Below are 23,694 nucleotides of genomic sequence, written 5' to 3'. Positions count from 1 at the left end.
AAAAAACTCATCTTCTTTATACCAGACTTTACTGTCGGCAATGGGATTTCACCATCTCAACCAATTTTCATTGGGTAGTGGGCTGTAACCACCGATTGGGAATTTCACCCGACCTTGAAGACGTTTTATTAATTATTTAGTTAAAGCATACAAATCTCGTATTTCTCTTTTTCGGAGCCTACGAAACTCACCAGGTTGTAAGTTTTCTAAACCGATCCCAGCAAACTCTTCCCGTTTTAATTTTTCAACAGGATGACCAACTGCTTTCAGCATATCTTTAACTTCATGATTCTTACCCTCGTGAATCGTCAAACGTAGCACCGAATTATTCTTTGAATTACCAGCCTTATAAATCACCTCAACTTCCGCGGGTGCACTCTTATACTTGCCATTAATTAAAACACCCTTTCGAATTTTATTCAACTCATTGTGATCGAGTTTCCCAATCACCTTAACTAAGTATGTCTTTTTTACTTCATATTTAGGATGCGTTAACTGGAAATCAAGCGTTCCGTCGTTAGTTAAAATAATTATCCCACTCGTATCATAATCTAATCGTCCAACGGGGTATATTCGTTCAGGAACCTTTTTTAAAAAGTTCAAAACGGTCTCTCGATCCCTTTCATCCCTCACAGAAGAAATTACCCCACGTGGCTTATACAGGGCAAAATATACTAGATCTTCTTTTCTTAACGATGTTCCATCCACCTCAATCTTGTCAGTGGGTTCAACTTTTATCCCTAACTGATTAACAATCTTACCATTAACCTTCACATGTCCAGTACTAATGAGTTCCTCAGACTTTCGTCTCGAAGCCACCCCATCATGCGCCATAACTTTTTGTAATCTTTCACTCATCTTGCTGATCCTCCAATGGTTTCATTTTATCATCAAACATCTGACCATAATCTTTTGGATCTCTTTCTGCATCTAAAGCTGGTAAATCATTAATGCTTTTAAGGTTAAAAGCGTTTAAAAAAAGGTCGGTAGTAACATATAGCTTAGGTTTGCCTGGTTCATCACGCTCACCCTTGATGGTAATTAAATTTTGTGCCAAAAGATTTCTAATTGAAATCAAACTATTTATGCCCCTTACCTCATCAACTTCAACGCGCGTTATTGGCTGTTTATACGCAATAATCGTAAGCGTCTCAAGTGCCGACTGCGTTAACAACTCTTCATCGGATTTAACAAACTTTTGAATTACTTTTGAATAATCCTTTTTAGTTGTCATATGGATAATGTCACCATTTTGTAAAATGCAGATGCCAAATCGATCACTTGAATAACGCTCACTCAACGAAGCAATACAGCTCCGAATGGTGGAATCATTTGCGGAAGTTAATTTTTTCAACCGTTCAATTGTCATTCCAGACTCTCCCGAAACATACAAGAGAGCTTCAATTTCTGCCATTAAATTCATTAATTAGATTTCCTTAATAAGATTTCTCCGTCATTACTGGTTTGCACAACCATAATACGATGATGTTTAACCATTTCCAAAAGTGCCAAAAAATCGGTCACTAATTCTTCTAAAGGAGAATTGGCCTCAAACAACTTGGAAAAATAGATTTCATGACTACTAGCTCCATTTATTCGTCTCATAATTACTTCACTTTGCTCATTAACGCTAAAATTCCATTCTGAAACTTGTTGAACTGGCGGTTTAGAAGTTAACTGATGTCGTCTAATGATCTTATTCCATGCTCGTTCCAGCAAGCTAATTTCAAACTCATTTTCACTAATTGCAATCTCCGACTTATTAAAAGAACGAATCCTAGAATGATAATGATTTCGTTCTACTTCTTTTTTTTGCAACTTTTTCGACGCTTTTTTATACCGATTATATTCAACCAACTGATCAACCAGATCGTCCCGTGGATCATCATCTAATTCATCATCAGTTTCTTTAGCTAACAACATTTTAGATTTAATTCGCATCAAATTAGCCGCCATTACAAAGAAATCACCAGCAATATCAAAATTTAAACGTTTCATTTTATTTAAATATTTAAAATATTGCTCAGTAATATCCTTAATGTCAATATCATAAATATCCATCTTTGCTTGTTTGATTAGATGCAGTAGAAGCTCTAGTGGACCATCAAAGTCATTAACGTGAATCTGTAGATTGTCTCTGTTCATGACTTAACTCCCATTTACTAATGACATCTTGCGTATTAAACGTTCCCATGATTTTTTTGTCAGGATATTCATTTTCAACACTATCAAGAATTCGAAATTCATTAAAAATATTGTTAGCATCTGGCGTAAGGGTAATCCTTCTAACAACCACGTTTTTCGGGTTGATTTCAACTCCTACAATTCCAGCCCAATTTCCAAATCGATCCTTCCAAAGAAAAATGTCACGATTGTCAGCATTTCGATACCAATTCATTTCTTCCACAAGATGTTTCGTTTTATCGTTACTTTTAGAAAGTGACAACATCCCCATCACAATCTTTTCATAATCATTTCGATACCTGAATAGCATCGACATCACCTCAATTACTTGCTGTCATTACTCCATCTCATTTTATGCTCTTGGATGATATTTATCATACACCTGACTTAACCGCTCGTGGGAAATATGAGTGTAAATTTGCGTCGTGGAAATATCAGAATGTCCAAGTAATTCCTGCACAGTTCTAAGATCGGCTCCATTTTCTAAAATGTGCGTTGCAAAAGAATGTCGTAATGTATGTGGAGTAACGTTCTTTTTAATGCCAGCTAAACTAACGTAACGTTTAATCTTTTCCCAAATGCTTTGTCGACTAATTCGTCCACCATGCGCATTCAAAAAAACGTACGGAGATGTCCGGTGCTTAAGTAACTGTAATCGACTATCATTTAAATACTTAAATAGCCAATTCTGAGCAACTTCTCCAATTGGAACAATTCGTTCTTTATCTCCCTTTCCAATGGTCTGAATCAGATTCATTTCTAAATGAAGATCGGATAACTTTAAATTAATCAATTCAGATACTCGAAGCCCAGTAGCATACATCACTTCTAAAATGGTTCGATCTCTTACCCCATACTTGGTGTTCACATCCGGCATTTTAAGTAATCGATCAACTTCATTAACGGATAAAACATCGGGTAAGTGCTTGCCCTTTTTAGGAGTATCAATCTTGTTCATGGGGTTCTTTTTAATCACCTTAAATTCCATTAAATATTGAAAAAATTTACGAAGCGTTGATACAAATCGAATGATTGTATTACGAGACTTACCACTATTTTTCATTGTTTCCATGTAATTTAAAATTGCATACTGGTCGACATCTTTAAACGAACTGATGTGATTTTTTTTTAAATCCAACTCAAATTCCCTTAAATCTTGTCGATAACTTTTAATGGTATTGTCAGATAATCCTCTTTCTACTAGTAAATAGTGGAGATAATCTTCAATTTGATCATTCACTTACTTTCATCTCGTTTCAGTTAATTTAATTCCATCTGGGGTTTCGGAAATAACATGAGCCTTTAATAAATGCCCCAGGGCTCGTTTAAACTGAGATTTGCTGATTCCAAAGTAATCCTTAATTACTTGAGGGTCACTTTTATCGTTATAAGGTAATTCATTATTAGGCTTATGCTCAAGAATTGTCTGAATCATCTTGGCGTCCTCACCAATCACTTCATAAGATCGTGGTCTAAGTGATAAATAAAGCGTTTTATTGGGTCGGATTCCAATAATCCTAGCGTTTACTTTCTCTCCTAGTCGTGGTTGTTCTTCCTCTTCTGATTTGTCAATGAACCCTAAATTATAGTGATCCGTTATTACTTGCGTTCCCATCAGTTTAGGGTTAATGACCCAAGCATTAACATCCCGATTTTTCAATTTTGGATCATTAACTGGTTGGGAAATCGCTTTATATATCTGAGGATCAGCTAATTTACCCCAGATTCGATTCTTACTATCCTTTTTTAAAGCAATTAAAAGTTGGTCACCAACTTCTGGCCATAATGACTTAATATCCGGCAAATCATCAAGAGAAACAGCAACATCCTTATCTGGTAAACCGATGTCAACAAAGATTCCCAATCCAAATTTAATTCCAACCACTTTTCCCCATGCATAGCTGTCAATTCCAACATCAGGAACGTTTCGCGTGATTTTCATTTGATGCTTTTCATTTTCGTAGACAAATCCCTTAAAATTTCCACCTAATTTAATTGGTTTTTTTAACTCGCCCTTGTTTAAAGAATAGGTAATTCCGTTATTTTGAATGAAATACTCCTTATCGTTTTCATCAGTGACTTTTCCCGTAATTACGGTTCCCAAATCTTCATTCATATTAATTCTCCATCCCAGTGCTTTTAATGAATATTATACCAAATAAAAAAGCATCCGATAATAATCGGGTGCTTCATTCTTAATAATTATTATTTAGCTTTTGATTGGTTACCAGCGTAAACAACACCGCGACGACCATCAACAGTAACTAATTGACCATCTTTGATGTTTTCAACTGCATCAGTAGCACCAACAATTACTGGAATATTAAGTGAGATACCAACGACAGCAGCGTATGAGGTCAAACCACCGTTTTCAACCACGATTGCACTTGACTTCTTCATTGCTGGTAAGTAGTCCTTGTTTGTATCCTTAACAACTAGAACGCCACCATCAACGGCTTTATCGTTAGCTTCCTTAGCATCTTTAGCAACTACTGTCTTGCCAATGACAGTTTCACCACCAACACCTTGACCTTGAGCTAATTTAGTACCAATCAACTTAACACGAATTGTGTTAGTAGTCCCTTGATCACCTAATGGTACACCTGAAGTAATCAAGATCATGTCGCCTTCCTTAGCGAGTCCAGTTTCAACTGCCTTTTTAGCAGCCAATTCGAACATTTCATCTGGATTTGATGGTTTATCAACTAAGATTGGTTGAACACCATAGTTAACCGTCAATCCACGACGAACACGATCGTTAAACGTTAAAGCAAGAATATCAGCGTCTGGATGATATTTTGAAATCATTCTTGCAGTGTAACCTGAACCAGTTGCAGCTACAATCGTGTGAATTCCCATATCCTTAGCAATCCGTGCAACTGCTTCACCAAGTGACTCAGTGACGTCACCAGTACCGAACTTAGGACGTGGAGTACCAAATTCAAAGAAGTGTTTGTCAGCTTCGATATCAATCTTGCTCATCATTGCAACTGACTTAACTGGGTAATCACCGTTAGCACTTTCACCTGAAAGCATAGTTGCATCAGTACCATCATAAACAGCATTAGCAACATCAGATACTTCGGCACGAGTAGGTCTTGGTTCTTCTTGCATGGAATCAAGCATTTGAGTAGCAGTGATAACTGGTTTACCTAAATCATTACAGATCTTGATTAAATGTTTTTGAACGGTTGGGACATTTTCTGGTGGAATTTCAACTCCCATGTCACCTCTGGCAACCATCAAACCATCAGATACTTTGATGATTTCGTTAAAGTTGTCGATTCCTTCTTGTGATTCAATCTTAGGAAAAATTTGAACGTCTTCCATATTCTTGCTTTCAAGTAAGGCACGGATATCTAGGACATCTTGTGGCTTTCTAACAAATGAAGCAGAGATATAGTTAATACCATGGTCACATCCGAAAAGGATATCATCAGTATCTTTTTCAGTAATACCAGGTAAGTTAATTGAAACTCCTGGAGCATTAACACCCTTACGTGAGCCCAAGACCCCGTTATTTTGGGCAGTAACCACTAACTCTTTGTTGGCATCATCTTTTTTGTCAATCTTGGTATCCAAAAGACCGTCATCAAACAGAACGTGTCCGCCAACTTTAACGTCGTCATACAAGCCTGGGTAAGAAACAGCAATCTTGTCTTTGGTTCCCTCAAGGTTACCATCCATTGAAATTCTAAATTGATCACCAGTGTGGTATTCAATCTTTCCGTCTTTTTGTACCGTGGTTCTAATTTCAGCACCCTTAGTATCTAAGACAATTCCAACAACCTTACCAGTTTTCTTTTCCGCTTCTTTCACTTTATTCATACGGTCTAAATGTTCCGCATGGTCTCCGTGTGAAAAATTGAAACGAAAAACGTTTGCTCCTGCTTCAATAAGCTTAGTGATGGTATCAACATCAGTACTTGCAGGACCAAGTGTACTTACGATCTTTGTTCTCTTCATAAGTAAAGCCTCTCCTTTTTGCATGGCACACATCTGCGTACCAAGCATTATTTGATTTCAAGTGTATTGTATCACTTTTTATAAGGATTGTCGTTAGTTTCACAGGCAAAATTTATCATTGTGTAACAACGTTTTCCACTCCTAAAATGTCACGTAAATCATGCATTAAATCAGAATTAATGGCCACGTTATATGCTTTATCTAATAGTTGCTTTCGATCATCGGAAGCTCGATAAAGCAAAATTGGTGTTGAACCAGGATATCTTTTTATTATCCGGATTAGATCTTGATAGATTGAATCTCGATCATGATCTAACGCAATCTTTAAATAAAGCTTTTTTTGATGATCAACTTTTTTTAAAGACTGATGAACGACATTAGCAGCTGGTTCAATTGAATTTGCCACTAATTGAAGTCCCCGTTGAACCTCAATGTTTCCAGACACCAAAACCACTATTCCACTTTTTATCCATCCACTAATTTTAGCGTAAAGATTAGGAAAAATGGTTACATCAATATCACCAAACTGATCATTACCATCTATGAAAGCCATAAGTTGCCCCTTTTTCGTTCGGATCGTCTTTACATGAGATACAAACAAAATCATTTTCACGTTTTTACTGGGCTCATGAATATCATTAGTAGTTAAAGCATGCACTTGTTCTTGTAAATCAGTATAGTGACCAACTGGATGCCCGGTTAAATAAGTTCCAAGGTACTCATTTTCCTTGTTTAGTTTCTCCCAATCAGAAAAATCATCAGTTCTTTTAATTTTGGGAGCCAACGCTTGAATTAATTCAATTGAGTTTCCACTTAATTCAGTAGAACTAATAAATTCTGGAATGGCATTAATTAATTCTTTTCGGTTATACCCAAAACCATCAAGCGCCCCTGAATAAGCAAGTGCATTTAAAAGATCAATTTTTCTAAACCTGGGATCGATTCGACTGATTAATTCCTGTAAATCATGAAAATTACCATTTTGTTTTCGTTCTTCCTCAACATTCTTAATAAAATCGGTTCGTAATCCTTTGATGGTACGAAGTCCAAACCTGATTTTACCATCCTGATAAGTATAAACATCTTTACTCTCATTGATATCAGGACGCTCAACTTGAATATCTGATTCTTTGGCTTCTTGAACGTAATTCTTGGTCTTACGTGAATTACCGATCACCGAATTTAGCAACGATGTAAAAAATGGACCAGGAAAATGAACTTTTAAATAGGCCAACTGAAACGCCATTTTGCTATATGCAACTGCGTGAGACTTATTAAATCCATAGTCGGCAAATCGTTCCATATAGTCAAACGTTGTCTTTGAAACGTCTTTAGAATATCCTTTTTTACTAGCGCCATCAATGAACTGGATCTTCATGTTATCCATTTCTTTTTTATGCTTTTTGCTCATCGCACGGCGCAAAATATCAGCTTGTCCCAGTGTAAAACCACCCATTGCCGATGCAAGTTGCATAACCTGTTCCTGATAAACAATAATGCCAAAGGTTGAACCCAAAATGTTTTTAATGGTTTCATTTGGATAGTTAACCGTCTGAGTCCCATTCTTTCTGGCAATAAACATATCAATATTCTTAATGGGACCGGGTCGATACAAAGCATTCACGGCTGCCACCATATCAAAATCATTTGGTTTTAATTTACGTAACACGTTTTGAATCCCAGATGATTCAAATTGAAAAACCCCATTAGTCTTACCAGATTGAAAAAGCTTCAAAGTATCCTGATCATTTAAATTGATGTCAGTTATTTCAAAATTACGATCAACTTTTGAATGAATAATTTCTAAAATGTTAGCCATTGTAGAGAGGTTTCTCAAACCCAAAAAATCAATCTTTAAGAGCCCCACGCTTTCAACATAATACTTGGAGTACTGGGTCATCAACAATCCATCATTTCCGGATTGAAGTGGAGCACGATCAACGATGGGATCTTCACTTAAAATTAAACCAGCAGCGTGAGTGGAAAAATGGCGTGGTAGTCCCTCTAGTTTTTCAGCAATATCAAATAGCAACCGATTGGTTTTACTATCAGCTAATAAATTTCTTAATTTCTGTGATTCTGATTCGGCCTTAGCCAGGGATTCATGAAGCTGATTTGGAATTGCAGATGACCACTTTGCCATTTGAGTTGGAGTCATTCCAAATACCCTGCCAACATCTCGAAGAGCTTGTTTGGCAGCTAACGTTCCAAAAGTCACAATTTGAGCAACATGTTCATTTCCATATTTTTGATGAACATACTGTAAAATATCATCACGCCGATTATCGGGAATATCTAAATCAATATCCGGCATCTGTGCTCGTTCTTCGTTTAAAAATCGTTCAAATAGCAAATTATACTTAATCGGATCCACATCGGTAATTTTTAAAGTGTACGCAACTAATGATCCCGCTGAAGATCCCCGACCAGGTCCAGTTATAATTCCTTGGTGATGAGCAAAATTTAAAACATCCCATACAATCAAGAAATAATCATCAAATCCCATCCGATTAATAACTTTTAGTTCAGAATCTAACCGGTCCTGATACTCATTACGATTAAGATGCGATTCATTCTTCAATCTTTCCTTTAAACCAAGTTCACATAATTGACGTAAATAGTCCATTGAAGAAAGATTATCTGGAGCTTTAAACGTCGGTAGTTTAGGTTGCTCTTTGGGAATCGCTACGTCAACTTCATCAACCATTTTCTGGTTATTTAAAACCGCTTGATCAAGCCCTAGATTGTGATACTGAGTCTCAATATTATGACGATCCTTCAACCATTTGGTTCCAACCTGATGCCGTTCTTCCATTGGATTTTTGATCACGTCACCAGTTCCAATCGACTTTAAAACTTCATTTGAAAAATAATCATCTGCATCAAGATATTCAACCGAATTAAGCGCCACTAAATCAACATCAGCTTGGACCCCTAGGTTCTTAAGCTCATTTATAATTATCTTAGTTCGATTTAAGCTAATTCCAACTTTTACTGCATTTGAATCGCTAACGCTCTTTACTTTAGCAATTAAGGTTTTAACCTCGCTCATTCTTCCTACTTCAATCAGTTTATTTAACTCACTATTCTCTGGAAAAATGACAAATAGATGGTGGAGTTTATCCTTGATTTTTTCAATAACATTAGTTTGCTCATTACTCATCAAAAGTGATGAAATTTTCATCAAATTCTTGTACCCATCCTGATCTTTAGCAATCAAAATCAATTCGGACTTGTTTTCTTTAAAAAACATCCCGTCCAAAACTGCCGTTAAACCAATAATTGGCTTAATACCCTGCTTTTTTGCCTCATTATAAAAAGCTACCGACCCATACATCACATTCCGATCAGTTAGTGCCACACTTTGATAACCACGCGCACGAGCTTTTTCAATTAACTTAGGAACCGTATTGGTACTTTGAAGCAAACTATACGATGTAATGTTTTGTAACGGATTGTATCCCAAAATTTGTCATCTCCTTTCCTAATTTCATATTCATTATAGCAAATGGACCCGATAAATTTTATTCGAAGTTTGTAATTGATTTTTTCTACTGTAGTGATAAACTACTGGTATTGAGAGGTGTTAATTATGAAGACGTTTGCTGCTAACTTAACTGGTGCTTTCTGGGGATTTGTATATGGCGAAATTATTGGTTATATTGGATCGGCCTTGGTTGGCGCACCTTATAATTGGATTCAAGTTGGAGTAATCGGCGCTGTTGTTGCCCTTATTGCCTTCAACGGAATTAAACTAATTAGTCGTTAATTAGAAATAAAAATAACCTGCAGGTTGAACCTGCAGGTTATTTTTTTAGTCTTTTGAAACATCCTCTGAAATCTTAATAATTAAATCGACAGCCTTTTCCATCGTTTGAAGCGACACATATTCAAAGCGGCCATGCATGTTTTCTGGTCCAGCAAATAGGTTGGGAGTTGGAATCCCAAGAAAAGAAATCTTAGAACCATCAGTACCACCACGAACCGGATAAATATTTGGCTTAATGTTAACTTCATTCATGGCATCCTTAGCAATATTGACGGGTGTCATATCTTTCTTAATGATTTCCGCCATGTTGTAATATTCATCATGCATCTCAAGTTCAACTCTCCCATCACCATATTTATCATTAAACTTATTAACTAAGTTTTGAATGAATTGCTTGCGTTCGTTGAACTTACTCTTATCATGATCACGAATGATGTAATCTAATTTAGCATGATCAGTTACCCCATCAATCGCAAGCAGATAATAAAAGCCCTGACGATCTTTGGTATTTTCCGGTCGTTGGTCCTTTGGTAATTGATTATGAAAATCAATTGCAAGCTGAGAGGCATTTACCATCACACCATAGGCGTCACCAGGATGAACATCAGTTCCGTTGAATTTTATTGTGGCAGACGCCGCATTAAACGTTTCGTACTCTAAGTCTCCAAGTGGACCACCATCAACCGTGTATGCAAAATCAGCACCAAAATCAGTAACGTCAAATTGATCGGCTCCGGTACCAATCTCCTCATCTGGTCCAAACCCAACTACGATATCGCCATGCTTAATTTCGGGATGATCAACTAAGTATTTCATTGCCGTCATAATTTCAGCCACTCCCGCCTTATCGTCAGCTCCTAAGAGAGTTGAACCATCGGTAGTAATTAAAGTTTGACCAGCATACTTTTTAAGGGTTGGGAATACGCTCGGATCCAGCTGGTATTTGCCATCTTTATCAAGTTTAATAATCGATTTTCCATCGTAATTTTTAACTACTTGTGGATTGACGTGTTCTGAATTAAAGTCTGCCGTGTCTATATGAGAGATAAATCCAATCTTAGGAACTTTTTGCTTAACATTACTTGGTAAATCAGCAAAAACATAACCACTTTTTTCATTGGTTCGTACGTTTTCCATCCCAATATCCTTTAATTCATAAGAAAGTTCGTTTAAAAAATCAACTTCTTTAGGATCAGACGGAATTGTGTCAGAATTCGGATTAGATCTCGTATTCACCTTCACATATTTCAAAAAGCGATCCAGTAACTGCTTGCTATCAGCCATAACTATTCCTCCTATATAAACTCAAACGGATCCGTGTTTAGTTGCGATGCAAATACATTGACATCCCAACGATTTTCATCAGACCAGCGCGTAAACATTTCAGCTAACTTATTTTTACATATACTTTCAATATGGTGCCCGGGATCAATCGCAGACAGACCACTTGAAAGCATCTCTTGAGAAGTATGATAATACAAATCGCCAGTAATATAAACTTGAACGCCTTGTTCAATCGCTTGTCGATAGAACTTGCCACCGTCTCCACCTAAGATAGCAATCCGCTTAACACGCTCTTGATCATCATTTGTTACCATTCGTAAACCACTAATTCCAAACACTTGTTTACATAGTCGACCTAAATCAATGATTTTCATTGATTGTTTCAAGTTGCCAACACGTCCCATCGAATAATTAGTAGGAAAACCATTAGTATCCAAATGGGGTACCAGTCCAACGGTATTTTGAAGACCGATCGCATCTGCTAGCCAGTCATTCATTCCACCATTTGCATTATCCAAGTTCGTATGAGCCGCATAAACGGTAATATTATGTTTCAAAATATTAGCGTACATTTGATTTTGGGGATCAGCTAAATCTAAATTCTTTGCAGGATGAAACATCACGGGATGATGGGCAAAAATAAAATCAACGTTCTTGTTGATCGCTTCATCAACCACTTCAGGTCTAACGTCTAAAGTGGTCATGACGTTTTTAATACTTCGCTTTTTAGAACCAATTTGAAATCCAGTTGGGTCTTTTGGTTCAGCAAGTGAAAGTGGTGCGAATCGTTCAAATCTAGTAATTAAGTCATTAACGGTTGTCATCTAAAATCTCCTCTAATTCTTCGTTAATCTTTTGGATGTGTTGAATTTTTTCAAGAGGTGGATTAGTAGCATTATGCAGATTATCCAAAACAATCTTATTTTTCCGCATCCGATCAGTCCATTTTGCAATAAATGCTTGTTTTTGTTGTTTTAAAAGAATCGGTCCAAACCTTAGTTCCTGATTAGAATACTTAATCGGATTCGTTGATGGAGTTGCCAAGATCATTTCATAAAAATGCCCAGCATCAAAAACAATGTTTTCAATATCAATCTTATACTGATTTGTAACTAACCAACTTCTTACCCGAATTTCATCAACGTTTGGTTGCAGAATTAGGGCCGTTTGTTTAGAAAGTTTCTCTTTGCCACGTTCAAGGATCTGAGTGATTAATTCACCACCCATCCCAGCAATCACAATTGCATTCACGTGGTCACTTGATTTAATCACATTAAGTCCATCTCCCAACCGGGTCACCATTTTATCACCTAAGTGTTGTTCTTTCATTTCCAATGTTGCGTTATGCAGTGGTCCAGGAGCAACCTCACCGGCAATCGCAAACTTAATCAAATTCCGTTTTAACAAATAAGCCGGAACATAAGCGTGATCCGAACCGATATCAGCTATTGTTGCCCCATTAGGAACTAAATCAGAAACTGCTTGTAAACGTGGCGATAACTTTTTTGCCGTCATCGTTTCCCTCCTAATCCAATAAAAAAGCAGCGATCCAGTTGGATCTCTGCCACATCTTTAATCTAAGAAATCTTTTAATTGTTTACTGCGTGATGGATGTCTCAGTTTTCTTAATGCTTTAGCTTCAATCTGTCGAATTCGTTCTCTAGTGACACCAAAGACTTTCCCAACCTCTTCTAAGGTTCGAGTTCTTCCATCATCTAACCCGAATCTAAGTCGTAAAACGTTCTCTTCACGGTCAGTTAACGTATCTAGGACACTTTCAAGTTGTTCTTTTAAAAGCTCATAAGCAGCATGATCAGCAGGACTAGTGGCATCTTCATCTTCAATAAAGTCACCTAAGTGGGAGTCATCTTCTTCACCAATTGGAGTTTCAAGTGAAACTGGTTCCTGAGCAATCTTAAGGATCTCTCTAACCTTTGAAGTTGGCATATCCATCTCAGCACCAATCTCAGATGGTAACGGTTCTCTGCCAAGGTCTTGGAGTAATTGACGCTGAATTCGAATCAGTTTATTGATGGTTTCAACCATATGAACGGGAATTCGAATGGTTCGAGCCTGATCCGCAATGGCTCGAGTAATTGCTTGTCTAATCCACCACGTAGCGTACGTTGAAAACTTAAATCCTTTACGGTAATCAAACTTCTCAACGGCCTTCATTAAACCCATGTTCCCTTCTTGAATCAAATCAAGAAATTGCATGCCACGGCCAACGTAACGCTTGGCAATTGAAACAACTAATCGCAAGTTTGCTTCAGCTAATTCTTGTTTAGCTGTTTCATCACCCTGCTCGATTCTGAGAGCTAATTGTACCTCTTGATCAGCGGTAAGTAATGGAACTCGACCAATTTCCTTTAGGTACATTCTGACCGGATCATTAATTTTAACTCCCTTTGAACTGGAAGCATTTTTTAGTTCTTTTTGAGTAACTTTTTTAGCTGCTTTTAAAGCTCTGGGATCTGGTTCGCCACTTTCATCAACAATACTTATTCCTGAGTCTTCAACCTTTTCCATCAATTCGTTCATTTGTTTTTTATTCAAACTAAATGGAACCTGGAGTTCTTCCTCTAAGACCCCATAGGTGATGTGACCAACCTTCTTGTGCTTCTTTACAACGGCGTCAAAAACCTTCTTATATCCAGTTTTATCAAATTTTTCTTTACTCGTTGTCTTCTTTGCTCTAGTTGCCTTAGTTTTAGTCGTTTTCTTTGCAGTAGTCTTTTTAGTGCTCTTATTTTTAGGAGCACCGCTCTTTTTGGGAGCTGCTTTCGCAGTCTTATTTGTGGAATTTACTTCATTTTTCTTAATGTCTTTTTCTGCCATAAAAATTGCCTCCCATTACTGTATTCTTATTGATACTTCTTTTGCAGGTCCTGGTATTCTTTACCCAATTGGGCAGCCTTATCAGTATCACCAAGTTTAACTGCATCTAACATTTCTTGATACTTTGATTTAAGGTATACCCCACCAGTTAAAGCCTGCTTTATTATTTTAACACAATCGTCAACTTCTTTTTCACTTGGCTCATTAGATAAAGCAGCCATTTCAATATTAGCAAAAGTTGATTGCAAATCAGATTCTTTCAAAAAGTCACTAAATTCAGCAGTAACGTACTCGTCATGCGACTGAAAATAATGTTGTGCAAGTAAATAAATCGTTTGATACCCATCATGAACAAAACTAAAATCAGGATCATCGGTCACCTTTAACCAAACATCATGATTATTCAACATTCGTGACAAAAGTAAGCGCTCCGCACTTTCAACTTTAGTAATCTTCTTTGGATTTCGATTCAAAACTTCAGGAGATGAGTCAGTCTTCAACCTACGGATTTGTTTTCTTTGCTGTTTATTGATGAAGGTCGAACGAATTTGTTTACATTGAACCGACAAAGCATTGAGATCCAAGTCAAACTCATCAGCTAAATGTTTTAAATAAACACTACGTTCAACGGGTTTGTCAATTTTTGCAATCACATTAACGGCTTCATCTACATAATTTAGTTTTTCTTCATCATTACTTAAATCATACTGCGTTTTAAGAAAATGCAATTCAAAGGAAGTTGTGGTTTCTCGAGCACTTTTGATAGCATCTTTAAACTTGTCATTTCCATTTTTTCGTCGATACTCATCAGGATCAACCCCGTTAGGCATTTGAATCACGCCAACTTTAAACTTACCTTCACTACTTAAAAGGCTAATCGCTCGCTTAGTAGCCTTCTGTCCAGGTTCATCGCCATCATAACAAACGTATATCTGATTCGTTAACTGATTGAACTGATAAATTTGTTCGTTCGTCAAACTCGTTCCCATTGAAGCAACGCCGTTTTTAACCCCGGCCTGAAAAGCAGAAATAACGTCCATAAAACCCTCAAACAGAATTAAATTTTGCTCATTTCGAATACTAGACTTGGCAAGATCGAGATTATAAATAATCCTTCGTTTATTAAAGATGCTAGTTTCAGGACTATTTAAATATTTTGGAAGATCAGGATCTCGATGTAAGATTCTACCGGAAAATCCAATGGTCTTAGAATTAGGATCCCTGATAGGATACATGATCCGATTCGAAAATCGATCATTCAATTCACCACTCGAATTTTCAACAAACAATCCCGATTTTCGTAAAAGTTGAAAATCAGTTTTTTTGTTCTTAAAGAACGGTTTTAAGAGTCTTTGGCTAGGGGCAAATCCTAAGTTAAAAGTTTCAATCATTTCATCCGTTATTTTTCGTTCATGCAGATATTTTAATGCGGGAACTCCAAGCTCAGTGTTAACCAATACATGATGATAGAGTTTACTGGCTTCCTCATGAAGATTAATGAGGCTGTTCTTTTCTGAATTTACTGGAGATTTACTATTATCATTTTGAACTGAGTCAGGAAGAGTAATTCCCTCATCTTCTGCCACAGCAATAACAGCTTCTGGAAAGGAAATTCCTTGCAAATCCATGAGGAATTTAAAAACATTTCCACCGCGTCCACAACTAAAACAATGAAAAATCTGTTTACTTTCTGACACAGAAAAGGATGGTGTTCTTTCCTCATGGAACGGACACAAACCGAATAAATTATTTCCTGACTTCTTTAGATTGACATACTTACTAACAACGTCAGTAATGTTGGTCTTACTTAAGACATCATCAATTACCGTTTCAGGAATTTTTGCCATGAGATCACCATCCTTTCTCGGAAATCTATTCTAATATTAATTTTTTTATTTAACAATTATTTCGTCGACATCAGCAAAGTGATCAATCATTCTTGCTAAATTAGTCAATTCTGCCAGACGATTATTGCGAACTTTCGTGTCGTCTGCCATTACCATGGTTTTATCAAAATACTCATCAATGAGTGGCTTTAAAGAAGTTAATTCATTAAAAGCTTGGTTAGCATTCAATTCATTAAAGTTTGGGCTGATAAGTTTGATTTTATCATTAAGGACTTTCTCTGAATCATTTTCAAACAACTTTTCATCAACTTTAACACTACCAGCTGGAAAATGACCTTTTTGAGCAATCCGAACCACTCGTGTCAGTGCTTCAATTGATTCTTTAAAATTAGGATCATCTTTATGATCATTTAATGTCATTGCGGTTTCAACGTTAAAGTAAATATCACTGTCAGTTGATCCCACCGCCGCATCAATTAGATCATAGCGAATATCTTTCGACTTGAGTTGTCGTTTAATTCTTTCTTTAATAAACGCAACCACGTCAGAAACAATCTTAGTTTGATCTACTTTTGGTAAGACCGCTTTAGCTTTCTCTTCAGCAATCACTTGATTCATTAATGGCATAAGTGGTACTCGCCACTTTTCACTAACAACAATTCTAACAATTCCAGCTGCCTGCCTTCTTAATGCATACGGATCATTTGAACCACTAGGAATCATATCTGCAGCAAAGAAGGTCATCACACTGTCAAGTTTATCTGCCACTGACAAAACAGCACCTACTTTAGTTTTGGGAAGTTCCCCGTCGGATGAAATGGGAAGATAATGTTCACGAATTGCAGTAGCAACTTCCGGATCTTCACCCGCAAGCAATGCGTATTTTTCACCCATTACTCCTTGTAATTCAGCAAACTCTCCAACCATCCCGGTAACTAAATCAAATTTATAAATTTCTGAGGCACGTTGTAAGTGTTTTAATTGAGTTTCATCTAATCCAACATTTTTCCCAATTATCTGGGAAATAACTTGAACGCGCTGCATCTTATCGTATTCAGAAGAAATCTTATCGTGAAAGCTAACTGTTTTGAGCTTATTAACATAATCGTCAATTGATTGCTGTTGATCCTCATTATAGAAGAAATCAGCATCATCAAGTCTAGCAGTCAAAACTTTCTCGTTTCCGGCAACTACGTTATCAAGATGATTCTCATCACCATTTCTAACGGAGACAAAATAAGGTAAAAGATTACCATCCTGATCTTCAACGTAGAAGAATCGTTGGTGGTTTCTCATTGAAGTAATCAATACTTCACGTGGAATTTTTAAGAAACGGTCGTCAAATTTTCCAGCAAAACTAGTTGGCCATTCCACTAAATTATTAACCTCTTCAAGAAGATCATTATCAATATTGACCTTCCAATTGTTCTTTTTCGCAATTGCTTCAATCTGTTTACGAATTAAATCTTTTCGCTTGTTAGCATCGGCAATCACGTGTTGGCTGGTTAAAGCTTCTTCATAATCATCGGCATTTTTTAACTCGACGTCTTTTCCAAGAAAGCGGTGTCCCCAGGTGGTCCGTCCAGAATGAACATCAACAATCTGCATTGGGATCACTTCATCGTCCAGTAAAGCCACAATCCATTTAATGGGGCGAATAAATTCAAACTTGTTGGTTCCCCACTTCATTAACGTTGGAAAAGTCATTGATTTTACAACATCATTAAGACCACTTAATACTTCTTGAACTGGTTTTCCCGCTACGTGTTTTTCAACAAAAGCATACTGAGTTCCCTTAACATCCTTAAAGACGATATCATCAGGCGTTAATCCTTGTCCTTTAGTAAAACCAATTGCCGCCTTACTCCAATTGCCATCTTTGTCCTTTGCAATCTTTTCGGCCGGACCTCGAACCTCTTTATCAACATCTGGTTGTTTGTTAACTAAGCCAGTAATTTGAATTGCCAGTCTTCTAGGAGTAGAGAACTTTTTAATTTGGTCATAAGAAATTCTTTGATCTTTTAAATACTGAGCCGCTTTTTCTGCCAATTGATTAACACTTGGCGTCACGACATGAGCGGGCATTTCTTCTAATCCAATCTCCAACAAAAATGTCTTAGCCATCTACTTATCCCCCTTGCCATCATGATGCTTTTTGTTTTTCTTCTTACTATTTTTTGAATCATCTTTTAAAAGCTCTTGTCGTTTTTGCTCATCCTTAATAAGTGGAAAACCACGCTTTTTACGCTCAGCAACAAATGCTTTGGCGATCGCGTGTGCCATTTTTCGAATTCGTGAAAGGTAACCAGCACGTTCAGTGACAGATACGGCTCCTCTTGCATCTAGTAGGTTAAAAGTATGACTACATTTCAAAATATAATCATAGGCTGGATGAACTAAGCCAAGTGATATTAATCGTTTAGCCTCTTTTTCGTAAGCATCAAACATTTGGTGCAACATTTTTTGGTCTGATTCTTCAAAACTATACTTAGAATGCTCATATTCGGGTTCTTTAAAAATATCACCGTACTTAACTCCGTTACCCCATTCCAGGTCAAAAACATTGTTGACGTCTTGAATGTACGAAGAAAGCCGTTCCAATCCATAGGTGATTTCAACCGCAACTGGATCCATAGTTAATCCACCGACAACCTGAAAATAAGTAAACTGAGTTACTTCCATGCCATCGAGCCATACTTCCCATCCAACACCGGCACATCCCATTGATGGATTTTCCCAGTTATCCTCAACAAACCGAATATCATGTTCAAGTGGATTAATTCCTAGTTGTTCAAGCGAATTAATGTACAATTCTTGGATGTTGTCCGGAGATGGCTTCATTAATACCTGAAACTGATGATGCTGATAAAGCCGATTAGGATTTTCTCCATACCTACCATCAGCTGGACGTCTTGATGGTTCAACGTAACAAACATTCCATGGCTCTGGTCCAATCGCACGCAAAAAAGTGTACGGACTCATTGTTCCCGCACCTTTCTCAGTATCATATGATTGCATCCGCATGCAACCAAGCGAACTCCAATATGACTCTAGAGTACTGATAATATCTTGGACTGATAGTTTTTCTGTCATTAACTTCTCCTCCTAATCAATAAGCAAATAAAAAAACCTATGCAAAAGTACAATGACTTTCACATAGGGACGATTTATTCGCGGTTCCACCCTACTTCTGAACTTAATCAGCAACTCGAGATTAAATGGCTCCGAAAGTGCCAATTTATACCCACATTAACCATTTCCCACTAACATGGTTTCACTGAAATGTGATAAGCATAAAACTTCCTTCATCAACACCAATTATTTAACTACTATAATTATAAAATTATCACACAAAACAGTCAACGGTTAACCATCAATTAAGGTTGATTTTCCAATTGTTCATCTGATCTAAAAATTTTTTACTCTTTAAATTTAGTCCAACAGAACTATCGTAAATTTTATCAATCACACTGCGAATTTTCTTTTTAGTTTTGCTATTAACCTGAATGTTACCGATTTTTTTCAGGTCAATCGCAGAAAACAAGCGAAGATAGTAAATTGTTTTTTGGTCGAGATGCATTCGATGAGGATCAAGATGAAAATGATCCTCACAAATAATTCCTCCATACTCTTCTGAATAATCAAACTTTTTATTGGTTTGATGACAAATAACACAGGATTTAAATTCAGGTGCTACCCCAAAAGCAGGAAGAAGTTGAATCTCAATGATATTGGTAATTACTTCAGCATCAAAACCACTGTTAATCATATTTAAAGCATAGTATAAACGATTAAACCAATCGTTTATCTTAACTCCCTCAGGAAATGCCGCATCCACTAACGTCATAATGTAAGTAGCATATGCATCTAAATAAATATCATTTGCAATCTGTTCAAAATGCTTAACCTCATTACCACTACTAATGTACGACAATCCTTCTGATTTGAGCGTGCCCTCGTACGTACCAAAGCTAAATGGCAAAATATCACCTGCCATTTTAAAGTTCGCTTTATTGGCTCCTCTAATAAAAAACATTTTGAGCCCAGCTTCTGCCGTCAAAAATTTCACCAACATATCGTGCTCGCGATAGTTCTTACGATACAATAAAATTCCATGAAAAGTTTGACTCCTTGGATTTACTGACAAAATATCACCTAGTAACTATCTTTTCGGTATCCTAATTGTCTTAAAGCTGATTCTTTTTCACGCCAACTTGGTTGAATTTTTACCCACAATTCAAGATAAACTTTGCTTCCAAGTAGAGTTTCAATCTCTTTTCTGGCCAATGTCCCAATCTTTTTCAGCATTCCACCATTCTTCCCAATCAAGATCCCGCGTTGGCCCTTTCGTTCAACAATAATATTAGCGTCAATATGAACGTTTCCATTATCTTGGGTCTTCATTTTTTCAACTTCAACTGCAACAGAATGTGGAATTTCTTGCCTCGTTAGTTCTAAAACTTTTTCGCGAATTAATTCGGAAACGATGAAACGTTCGGGATGATCGGTAATTTCATCGTCAGGATAATACTGCGGTCCTTCTGGCAACTTAGAAACCAAAGTAGTCAGTAATTCATCAACATTGTTCCCTTGAAGAGCAGAAATAGGAAACACATCAGCCCATTTATAAGCTCGTTTGTACGTGTCCATGATTGGTAATAAACTGTTCGGATTGACTTCATCAATCTTATTGATAACTAAGTAAACCGGACAATCCACTTTTTTTAATTGATCGATGATGTAATTATCACCAGCACCACGAGTTTCAGTAGCACTAACCATAAAAAGGACTGCATCGACCTCCTTTAAAGAAGAGAGAGCAGCGTCGTCCATATAATCATCCAACTTGTTTTTTGGTTTATGAATTCCGGGAGTATCAATGAAAACAATTTGTGCATCATCAGTGGTATAAATTCCCTGAATTTTGTTACGAGTGGTTTGTGCCTTGTCAGACATAATCGCAACCTTTTGCCCAATCACTCGATTTAAAAAGGTTGATTTCCCAACATTTGGACGTCCTACAATTGCTACAAATCCTGACTTATACTGTGCCTTTTCTGCCATATTTTCCCCTTTAGCTCATTAAATCAATAATTTTTGGAACGAAAACAATTAAACCTACAATGATCGCAAAAATTGCCGTTAAAACAACGCCACCAGCCGCAACGTCTTTAATTACCTTAACTCGTTCGTCGTAATGATGGTCCGCCATAAAATCCATGATCCTCTCAACAACGGTGTTAAGAATCTCACCCACAAGAACTAAAATAATTGCGGTAAACAGCCACATAAATTGTTCCAAACTAATTTTCAAAAGAAAACCAATTATTAGGGTAATAATGGCACTAGTTATATCAAACTTAAAGTTTCGTTCATGAACAAAAACCCATTTAATGCCATCAAACGCATGTCCAAAAGCCTGAAATATATTTTTATTTTTCCCAGTCTGTTTATTATTTTGTGAGTCCATAAGAGTCCATAATCTTTCTTTGAAGTGGGAACATGATGGCTTCATCCTCAGGCTTCATATGGTCATAACCATTTAGATGCAAAAATCCATGTACAACTAAAAAACCAAGTTCTCGATCATTTGAATGATTTAAAAAATCAGCCTGTTCAGCAACTTTATCAACACACACAAAAATATCCCCAATATTTTCAGGAATATCTTTTTTCATTTCATCATTCATGATTACGGGAAAATCATCATCACTCTGATCTTCAATCGCAAAACTAATCACATCAGTGGCCCGATCTACACCACGGTAGTCCCGGTTAATTTCCTTGATGCGATCATTGTTGACCAAAGTAACCGACATTTCGGTATTATTTTTTAAATCAATATACTTAGCGGCATAATTTAGAATATCTCTAATCAAATCAATTTTTTTGGGGTCGACCCCATCCTTAGTTTGATCATATATTTCCAGATCCATATCTATTCCCCATTATCATTTTTTTCGTAGGCATTAATGATTTTAGCCACAACTGGATGTCTAACTACATCATCAGCACTAAAGTTTACAAAATTAATATCATCAATATTTCTCAGGATTTTAGGAGCGGTGACTAATCCACTCCGGATTCTTCCGTTTAAATCAATTTGAGAAATATCACCATTAACAATCATCTTAGAACCAAAACCCAACCGGGTTAGAAACATTTTCATCTGAGCATTAGTAGTGTTTTGAGCTTCGTCTAAAATAACAAAAGAATTATCAAGGGTCCGACCACGCATATAAGCTAATGGCGCAATTTCGATAACGCCACGATCCATTAGCCTTTCAGTGTGATCAGATCCAAGGGTCGAATTCAGTGCATCGTACAGTGGTCGTAAATATGGATCAACTTTTTCTTTTAGGTCGCCAGGTAAAAAGCCTAAACTCTCACCCGCTTCAACAGCTGGTCTGGTTAAGACAATCTTATCAACGTCACCCTTTTTTAAAGCAGCAACTGCCATTACAACTGCTAGATAAGTCTTTCCCGTCCCAGCAGGTCCGATTCCAAAGGTAACATCATTATGCTTGATGGACTGAACGTACTGACGCTGCCCAAAATTCTTAACTCGAACCGGCTTCCCCTTATTATCCTTTAAAAGGACTTGATTATATAATTCTGGGAGAAAACCTAGAGTTCCTTTCTCAGCCATCTTCATTGCCGAAACAAAATCACTACCATTCAAAGTGATCCCAGAATGAACAAGTTCAAGCATTCCATTTAAAATATCAATGGTATTTTGAACCGCTTTCTGAGTGTCACCTTCAACCGTAATCTTACCACCAGAATGGCGAATAGAAGTTTCCATCCCCTGTTCTAGAATATCTAAAAAGGCATCTTGAGCTCCAAATAAAGCTGATTCATCATTTGGATTCTTTAACGTTAATTCTTTTTTAAATTCAAAATTATCTGTCAATAAAACAGGTTCCTTTCATATCAACTCAACTTTTACTTAAAATACTAGCATATAATTTGCCACTTACAAAGTAAAAGAACAAAAAGAACCCATTGACCATTCAATGAGTTCCCTTCTTAACTAAGCGCTTTATTAACAAGTTTATTAACAGTGTTGCCATCGGCTTGTCCTTTAACTTTACCCATGACAGCACCCATTACTTTGCCAAAATCGCTCTTGTTTGCCGCACCAAGTTGCTTAACCGTTTCGTTAACAATTTTTTCAAGATCAGCTTCTGACATTTGCTTTGGGGCATAATTTTCAAGAATCTTTAGCTCATCTTCTTGCTCCTTCACCAAATCATCCCTGCCACCATCTTTAAACTCAGCAATCGAATCTTTGTGTTGTTTAACTTCTCGATTAACAACAGCCGCTTCTTCACTATCAGAAAGATCATGACCTAATTTAATCTTTTCATTCATTAAGTTCGACTTAAGCATTCTGACAATTGTCAGCTTAGTCTTATCATGATTCTTCATTGCATCTTTTAGATCATTATTTAATTCATTTGATAAAGTCATATTGGACCTCTTTTCGTCAATATAAAAAACGCTCCTGATCAGGGGCGTTTAATATTAGAAGCTGCGACGCTTCTTTTTCTTATTGTTACGTTTACGAGCTGCTTCTGATTTTAATTTACGTTTTACGCTAGGTTTTTCGTAAAATTCACGTTTACGGAATTCCTGAAGGGTACCGCTTTTTGAAACCGTGCGCTTAAAGCGTCGAAGAGCATCATCAAGAGATTCGTTTTTACGAACGACAGTTTTTGACATGATAAAATCCCTCCCTCCGAGCTTAAATGATACCGTCTGTAATCCTCAACGGTCAATATTAATTATACATTATGGCACGGA

The 23,694-nt window shown here is 36.8% G+C and carries 23 protein-coding genes and 1 riboswitch; of the genes, 1 reads left to right on the top strand and 22 read right to left on the bottom strand.

Features of this window, described 5'->3' with window-relative positions; translation table 11 throughout:
• Nucleotides 1–5 precede the first annotated feature (5 nt).
• A riboswitch (FMN riboswitch) is annotated at nt 6–126 on the bottom strand.
• Nucleotides 127–132: 6 nt separating this feature from the next.
• The 8 genes from AC6UD8_RS03060 to dnaE all read right to left on the bottom strand — a co-directional run bounded on the left by AC6UD8_RS03060 (nt 133) and on the right by dnaE (nt 9,616).
• Nucleotides 133–858, bottom strand: coding sequence for a pseudouridine synthase (locus AC6UD8_RS03060; protein WP_500699459.1), 726 nt, complete (start codon nt 856–858; stop codon nt 133–135).
• On the bottom strand, nt 851–1,423 hold the full coding sequence (scpB, locus tag AC6UD8_RS03055) for an SMC-Scp complex subunit ScpB (RefSeq protein WP_500699458.1): 573 nt from the start codon (nt 1,421–1,423) through the stop codon (nt 851–853). The genes AC6UD8_RS03060 and scpB overlap by 8 nt, the downstream gene beginning before the upstream one ends.
• Nucleotides 1,423–2,145 carry a segregation/condensation protein A gene (locus AC6UD8_RS03050; RefSeq protein ID WP_500699457.1) on the bottom strand — a complete coding sequence of 241 codons (723 nt, stop codon included), beginning with the start codon at nt 2,143–2,145 and terminating at the stop codon, nt 1,423–1,425. The genes scpB and AC6UD8_RS03050 overlap by 1 nt, the downstream gene beginning before the upstream one ends.
• The gene (locus AC6UD8_RS03045) at nt 2,114–2,494 is read right to left on the bottom strand and encodes a riboflavin biosynthesis protein RibT (protein ID WP_500693789.1); all 381 of its coding nucleotides are present in this window, start codon (nt 2,492–2,494) and stop codon (nt 2,114–2,116) included. The genes AC6UD8_RS03050 and AC6UD8_RS03045 overlap by 32 nt, the downstream gene beginning before the upstream one ends.
• A gap of 42 nt (nt 2,495–2,536) precedes the next feature.
• Nucleotides 2,537–3,424, bottom strand: a complete 888-nt coding sequence (gene xerD / locus AC6UD8_RS03040; RefSeq protein WP_500693790.1) for a site-specific tyrosine recombinase XerD — start codon at nt 3,422–3,424, stop codon at nt 2,537–2,539.
• A gap of 6 nt (nt 3,425–3,430) precedes the next feature.
• Nucleotides 3,431–4,300: a CvfB family protein gene (locus AC6UD8_RS03035; RefSeq protein WP_500693791.1), complete on the bottom strand. Its 870-nt coding sequence runs from the start codon at nt 4,298–4,300 to the stop codon at nt 3,431–3,433.
• An 89-nt stretch (nt 4,301–4,389) separates the two neighbouring features.
• Entirely contained in the window at nt 4,390–6,150 is a 1,761-nt protein-coding gene (gene pyk / locus AC6UD8_RS03030) for a pyruvate kinase (protein ID WP_500695614.1), read from the bottom strand.
• Between the two features lie 115 nt (nt 6,151–6,265).
• Entirely contained in the window at nt 6,266–9,616 is a 3,351-nt protein-coding gene (gene dnaE, locus AC6UD8_RS03025) for a DNA polymerase III subunit alpha (protein WP_500699456.1), read from the bottom strand.
• Nucleotides 9,617–9,742: 126 nt separating this feature from the next.
• On the opposite strand from dnaE, the gene AC6UD8_RS03020 reads away from it, so the two are divergent.
• The gene (locus tag AC6UD8_RS03020) at nt 9,743–9,919 is read left to right on the top strand and encodes a YjzD family protein (protein WP_500693794.1); all 177 of its coding nucleotides are present in this window, start codon (nt 9,743–9,745) and stop codon (nt 9,917–9,919) included.
• A gap of 45 nt (nt 9,920–9,964) precedes the next feature.
• Here the strand turns inward: AC6UD8_RS03020 and pepT are convergent, their stop codons facing one another.
• From pepT to rpsU, 14 genes are all read right to left on the bottom strand, one after another.
• Complete coding sequence (gene pepT / locus AC6UD8_RS03015; protein WP_500699455.1) at nt 9,965–11,203, bottom strand: peptidase T; 1,239 nt, start codon at nt 11,201–11,203, stop codon at nt 9,965–9,967.
• Between the two features lie 11 nt (nt 11,204–11,214).
• On the bottom strand, nt 11,215–12,027 hold the full coding sequence (locus AC6UD8_RS03010) for a Nif3-like dinuclear metal center hexameric protein (protein ID WP_500699454.1): 813 nt from the start codon (nt 12,025–12,027) through the stop codon (nt 11,215–11,217).
• Nucleotides 12,014–12,718, bottom strand: coding sequence for a tRNA (adenine(22)-N(1))-methyltransferase (locus AC6UD8_RS03005; protein ID WP_500695610.1), 705 nt, complete (start codon nt 12,716–12,718; stop codon nt 12,014–12,016). The genes AC6UD8_RS03010 and AC6UD8_RS03005 overlap by 14 nt, the downstream gene beginning before the upstream one ends.
• A 57-nt stretch (nt 12,719–12,775) precedes the next feature.
• The gene (rpoD, locus tag AC6UD8_RS03000) at nt 12,776–14,041 is read right to left on the bottom strand and encodes an RNA polymerase sigma factor RpoD (protein WP_500693798.1); all 1,266 of its coding nucleotides are present in this window, start codon (nt 14,039–14,041) and stop codon (nt 12,776–12,778) included.
• Nucleotides 14,042–14,067: 26 nt separating this feature from the next.
• Nucleotides 14,068–15,888: a DNA primase gene (gene dnaG, locus AC6UD8_RS02995; RefSeq protein WP_500699453.1), complete on the bottom strand. Its 1,821-nt coding sequence runs from the start codon at nt 15,886–15,888 to the stop codon at nt 14,068–14,070.
• Between the two features lie 45 nt (nt 15,889–15,933).
• Complete coding sequence (glyS, locus tag AC6UD8_RS02990; RefSeq protein WP_500699452.1) at nt 15,934–18,012, bottom strand: glycine--tRNA ligase subunit beta; 2,079 nt, start codon at nt 18,010–18,012, stop codon at nt 15,934–15,936.
• On the bottom strand, nt 18,013–18,981 hold the full coding sequence (glyQ, locus tag AC6UD8_RS02985; RefSeq protein WP_500693801.1) for a glycine--tRNA ligase subunit alpha: 969 nt from the start codon (nt 18,979–18,981) through the stop codon (nt 18,013–18,015).
• Between the two features lie 280 nt (nt 18,982–19,261).
• Entirely contained in the window at nt 19,262–20,035 is a 774-nt protein-coding gene (gene recO / locus AC6UD8_RS02980; protein ID WP_500693802.1) for a DNA repair protein RecO, read from the bottom strand.
• 8 nt (nt 20,036–20,043) lie between these two features.
• Nucleotides 20,044–20,952: a GTPase Era gene (gene era, locus AC6UD8_RS02975; RefSeq protein ID WP_500693803.1), complete on the bottom strand. Its 909-nt coding sequence runs from the start codon at nt 20,950–20,952 to the stop codon at nt 20,044–20,046.
• Nucleotides 20,953–20,962: 10 nt separating this feature from the next.
• Complete coding sequence (locus tag AC6UD8_RS02970) at nt 20,963–21,358, bottom strand: diacylglycerol kinase family protein (RefSeq protein ID WP_500693804.1); 396 nt, start codon at nt 21,356–21,358, stop codon at nt 20,963–20,965.
• Nucleotides 21,342–21,824: an rRNA maturation RNase YbeY gene (gene ybeY / locus AC6UD8_RS02965; RefSeq protein WP_500693805.1), complete on the bottom strand. Its 483-nt coding sequence runs from the start codon at nt 21,822–21,824 to the stop codon at nt 21,342–21,344. The genes AC6UD8_RS02970 and ybeY overlap by 17 nt, the downstream gene beginning before the upstream one ends.
• A 2-nt stretch (nt 21,825–21,826) precedes the next feature.
• Nucleotides 21,827–22,801 (bottom strand): PhoH family protein, encoded by a 975-nt coding sequence (locus AC6UD8_RS02960; protein ID WP_500693806.1) that lies wholly within the window; start codon nt 22,799–22,801, stop codon nt 21,827–21,829.
• 116 nt (nt 22,802–22,917) lie between these two features.
• Complete coding sequence (locus AC6UD8_RS02955) at nt 22,918–23,361, bottom strand: GatB/YqeY domain-containing protein (protein WP_500695606.1); 444 nt, start codon at nt 23,359–23,361, stop codon at nt 22,918–22,920.
• Between the two features lie 54 nt (nt 23,362–23,415).
• The gene (rpsU, locus tag AC6UD8_RS02950; protein WP_039142968.1) at nt 23,416–23,613 is read right to left on the bottom strand and encodes a 30S ribosomal protein S21; all 198 of its coding nucleotides are present in this window, start codon (nt 23,611–23,613) and stop codon (nt 23,416–23,418) included.
• Nucleotides 23,614–23,694 lie beyond the last annotated feature (81 nt).

Source organism: Fructilactobacillus sp. X1R3C1 (assembly GCF_059901545.1).
This window is presented reverse-complemented; position numbering and strand designations above follow the sequence as displayed.

Bases quoted from the DNA above. Each gene is read 5' to 3' on its own strand.
- AC6UD8_RS03060 (WP_500699459.1), bottom strand. From the start codon at position 858: ATGAGTGAAAGATTACAAAAAGTTATGGCGCATGATGGGGTGGCTTCG.
- scpB (WP_500699458.1), bottom strand. From the start codon at position 1,423: ATGAATTTAATGGCAGAAATTGAAGCTCTCTTGTATGTTTCGGGAGAG.
- AC6UD8_RS03050 (WP_500699457.1), bottom strand. From the start codon at position 2,145: ATGAACAGAGACAATCTACAGATTCACGTTAATGACTTTGATGGTCCA.
- AC6UD8_RS03045 (WP_500693789.1), bottom strand. From the start codon at position 2,494: ATGCTATTCAGGTATCGAAATGATTATGAAAAGATTGTGATGGGGATG.
- AC6UD8_RS03035 (WP_500693791.1), bottom strand. From the start codon at position 4,300: ATGAATGAAGATTTGGGAACCGTAATTACGGGAAAAGTCACTGATGAA.
- pyk (WP_500695614.1), bottom strand. From the start codon at position 6,150: ATGAAGAGAACAAAGATCGTAAGTACACTTGGTCCTGCAAGTACTGAT.
- AC6UD8_RS03020 (WP_500693794.1), top strand. From the start codon at position 9,743: ATGAAGACGTTTGCTGCTAACTTAACTGGTGCTTTCTGGGGATTTGTA.
- pepT (WP_500699455.1), bottom strand. From the start codon at position 11,203: ATGGCTGATAGCAAGCAGTTACTGGATCGCTTTTTGAAATATGTGAAG.
- AC6UD8_RS03010 (WP_500699454.1), bottom strand. From the start codon at position 12,027: ATGACAACCGTTAATGACTTAATTACTAGATTTGAACGATTCGCACCA.
- AC6UD8_RS03005 (WP_500695610.1), bottom strand. From the start codon at position 12,718: ATGACGGCAAAAAAGTTATCGCCACGTTTACAAGCAGTTTCTGATTTA.
- rpoD (WP_500693798.1), bottom strand. From the start codon at position 14,041: ATGGCAGAAAAAGACATTAAGAAAAATGAAGTAAATTCCACAAATAAG.
- dnaG (WP_500699453.1), bottom strand. From the start codon at position 15,888: ATGGCAAAAATTCCTGAAACGGTAATTGATGATGTCTTAAGTAAGACC.
- glyS (WP_500699452.1), bottom strand. From the start codon at position 18,012: ATGGCTAAGACATTTTTGTTGGAGATTGGATTAGAAGAAATGCCCGCT.
- glyQ (WP_500693801.1), bottom strand. From the start codon at position 18,981: ATGACAGAAAAACTATCAGTCCAAGATATTATCAGTACTCTAGAGTCA.
- era (WP_500693803.1), bottom strand. From the start codon at position 20,952: ATGGCAGAAAAGGCACAGTATAAGTCAGGATTTGTAGCAATTGTAGGA.
- AC6UD8_RS02970 (WP_500693804.1), bottom strand. From the start codon at position 21,358: ATGGACTCACAAAATAATAAACAGACTGGGAAAAATAAAAATATATTT.
- ybeY (WP_500693805.1), bottom strand. From the start codon at position 21,824: ATGGATCTGGAAATATATGATCAAACTAAGGATGGGGTCGACCCCAAA.
- AC6UD8_RS02955 (WP_500695606.1), bottom strand. From the start codon at position 23,361: ATGACTTTATCAAATGAATTAAATAATGATCTAAAAGATGCAATGAAG.
- rpsU (WP_039142968.1), bottom strand. From the start codon at position 23,613: ATGTCAAAAACTGTCGTTCGTAAAAACGAATCTCTTGATGATGCTCTT.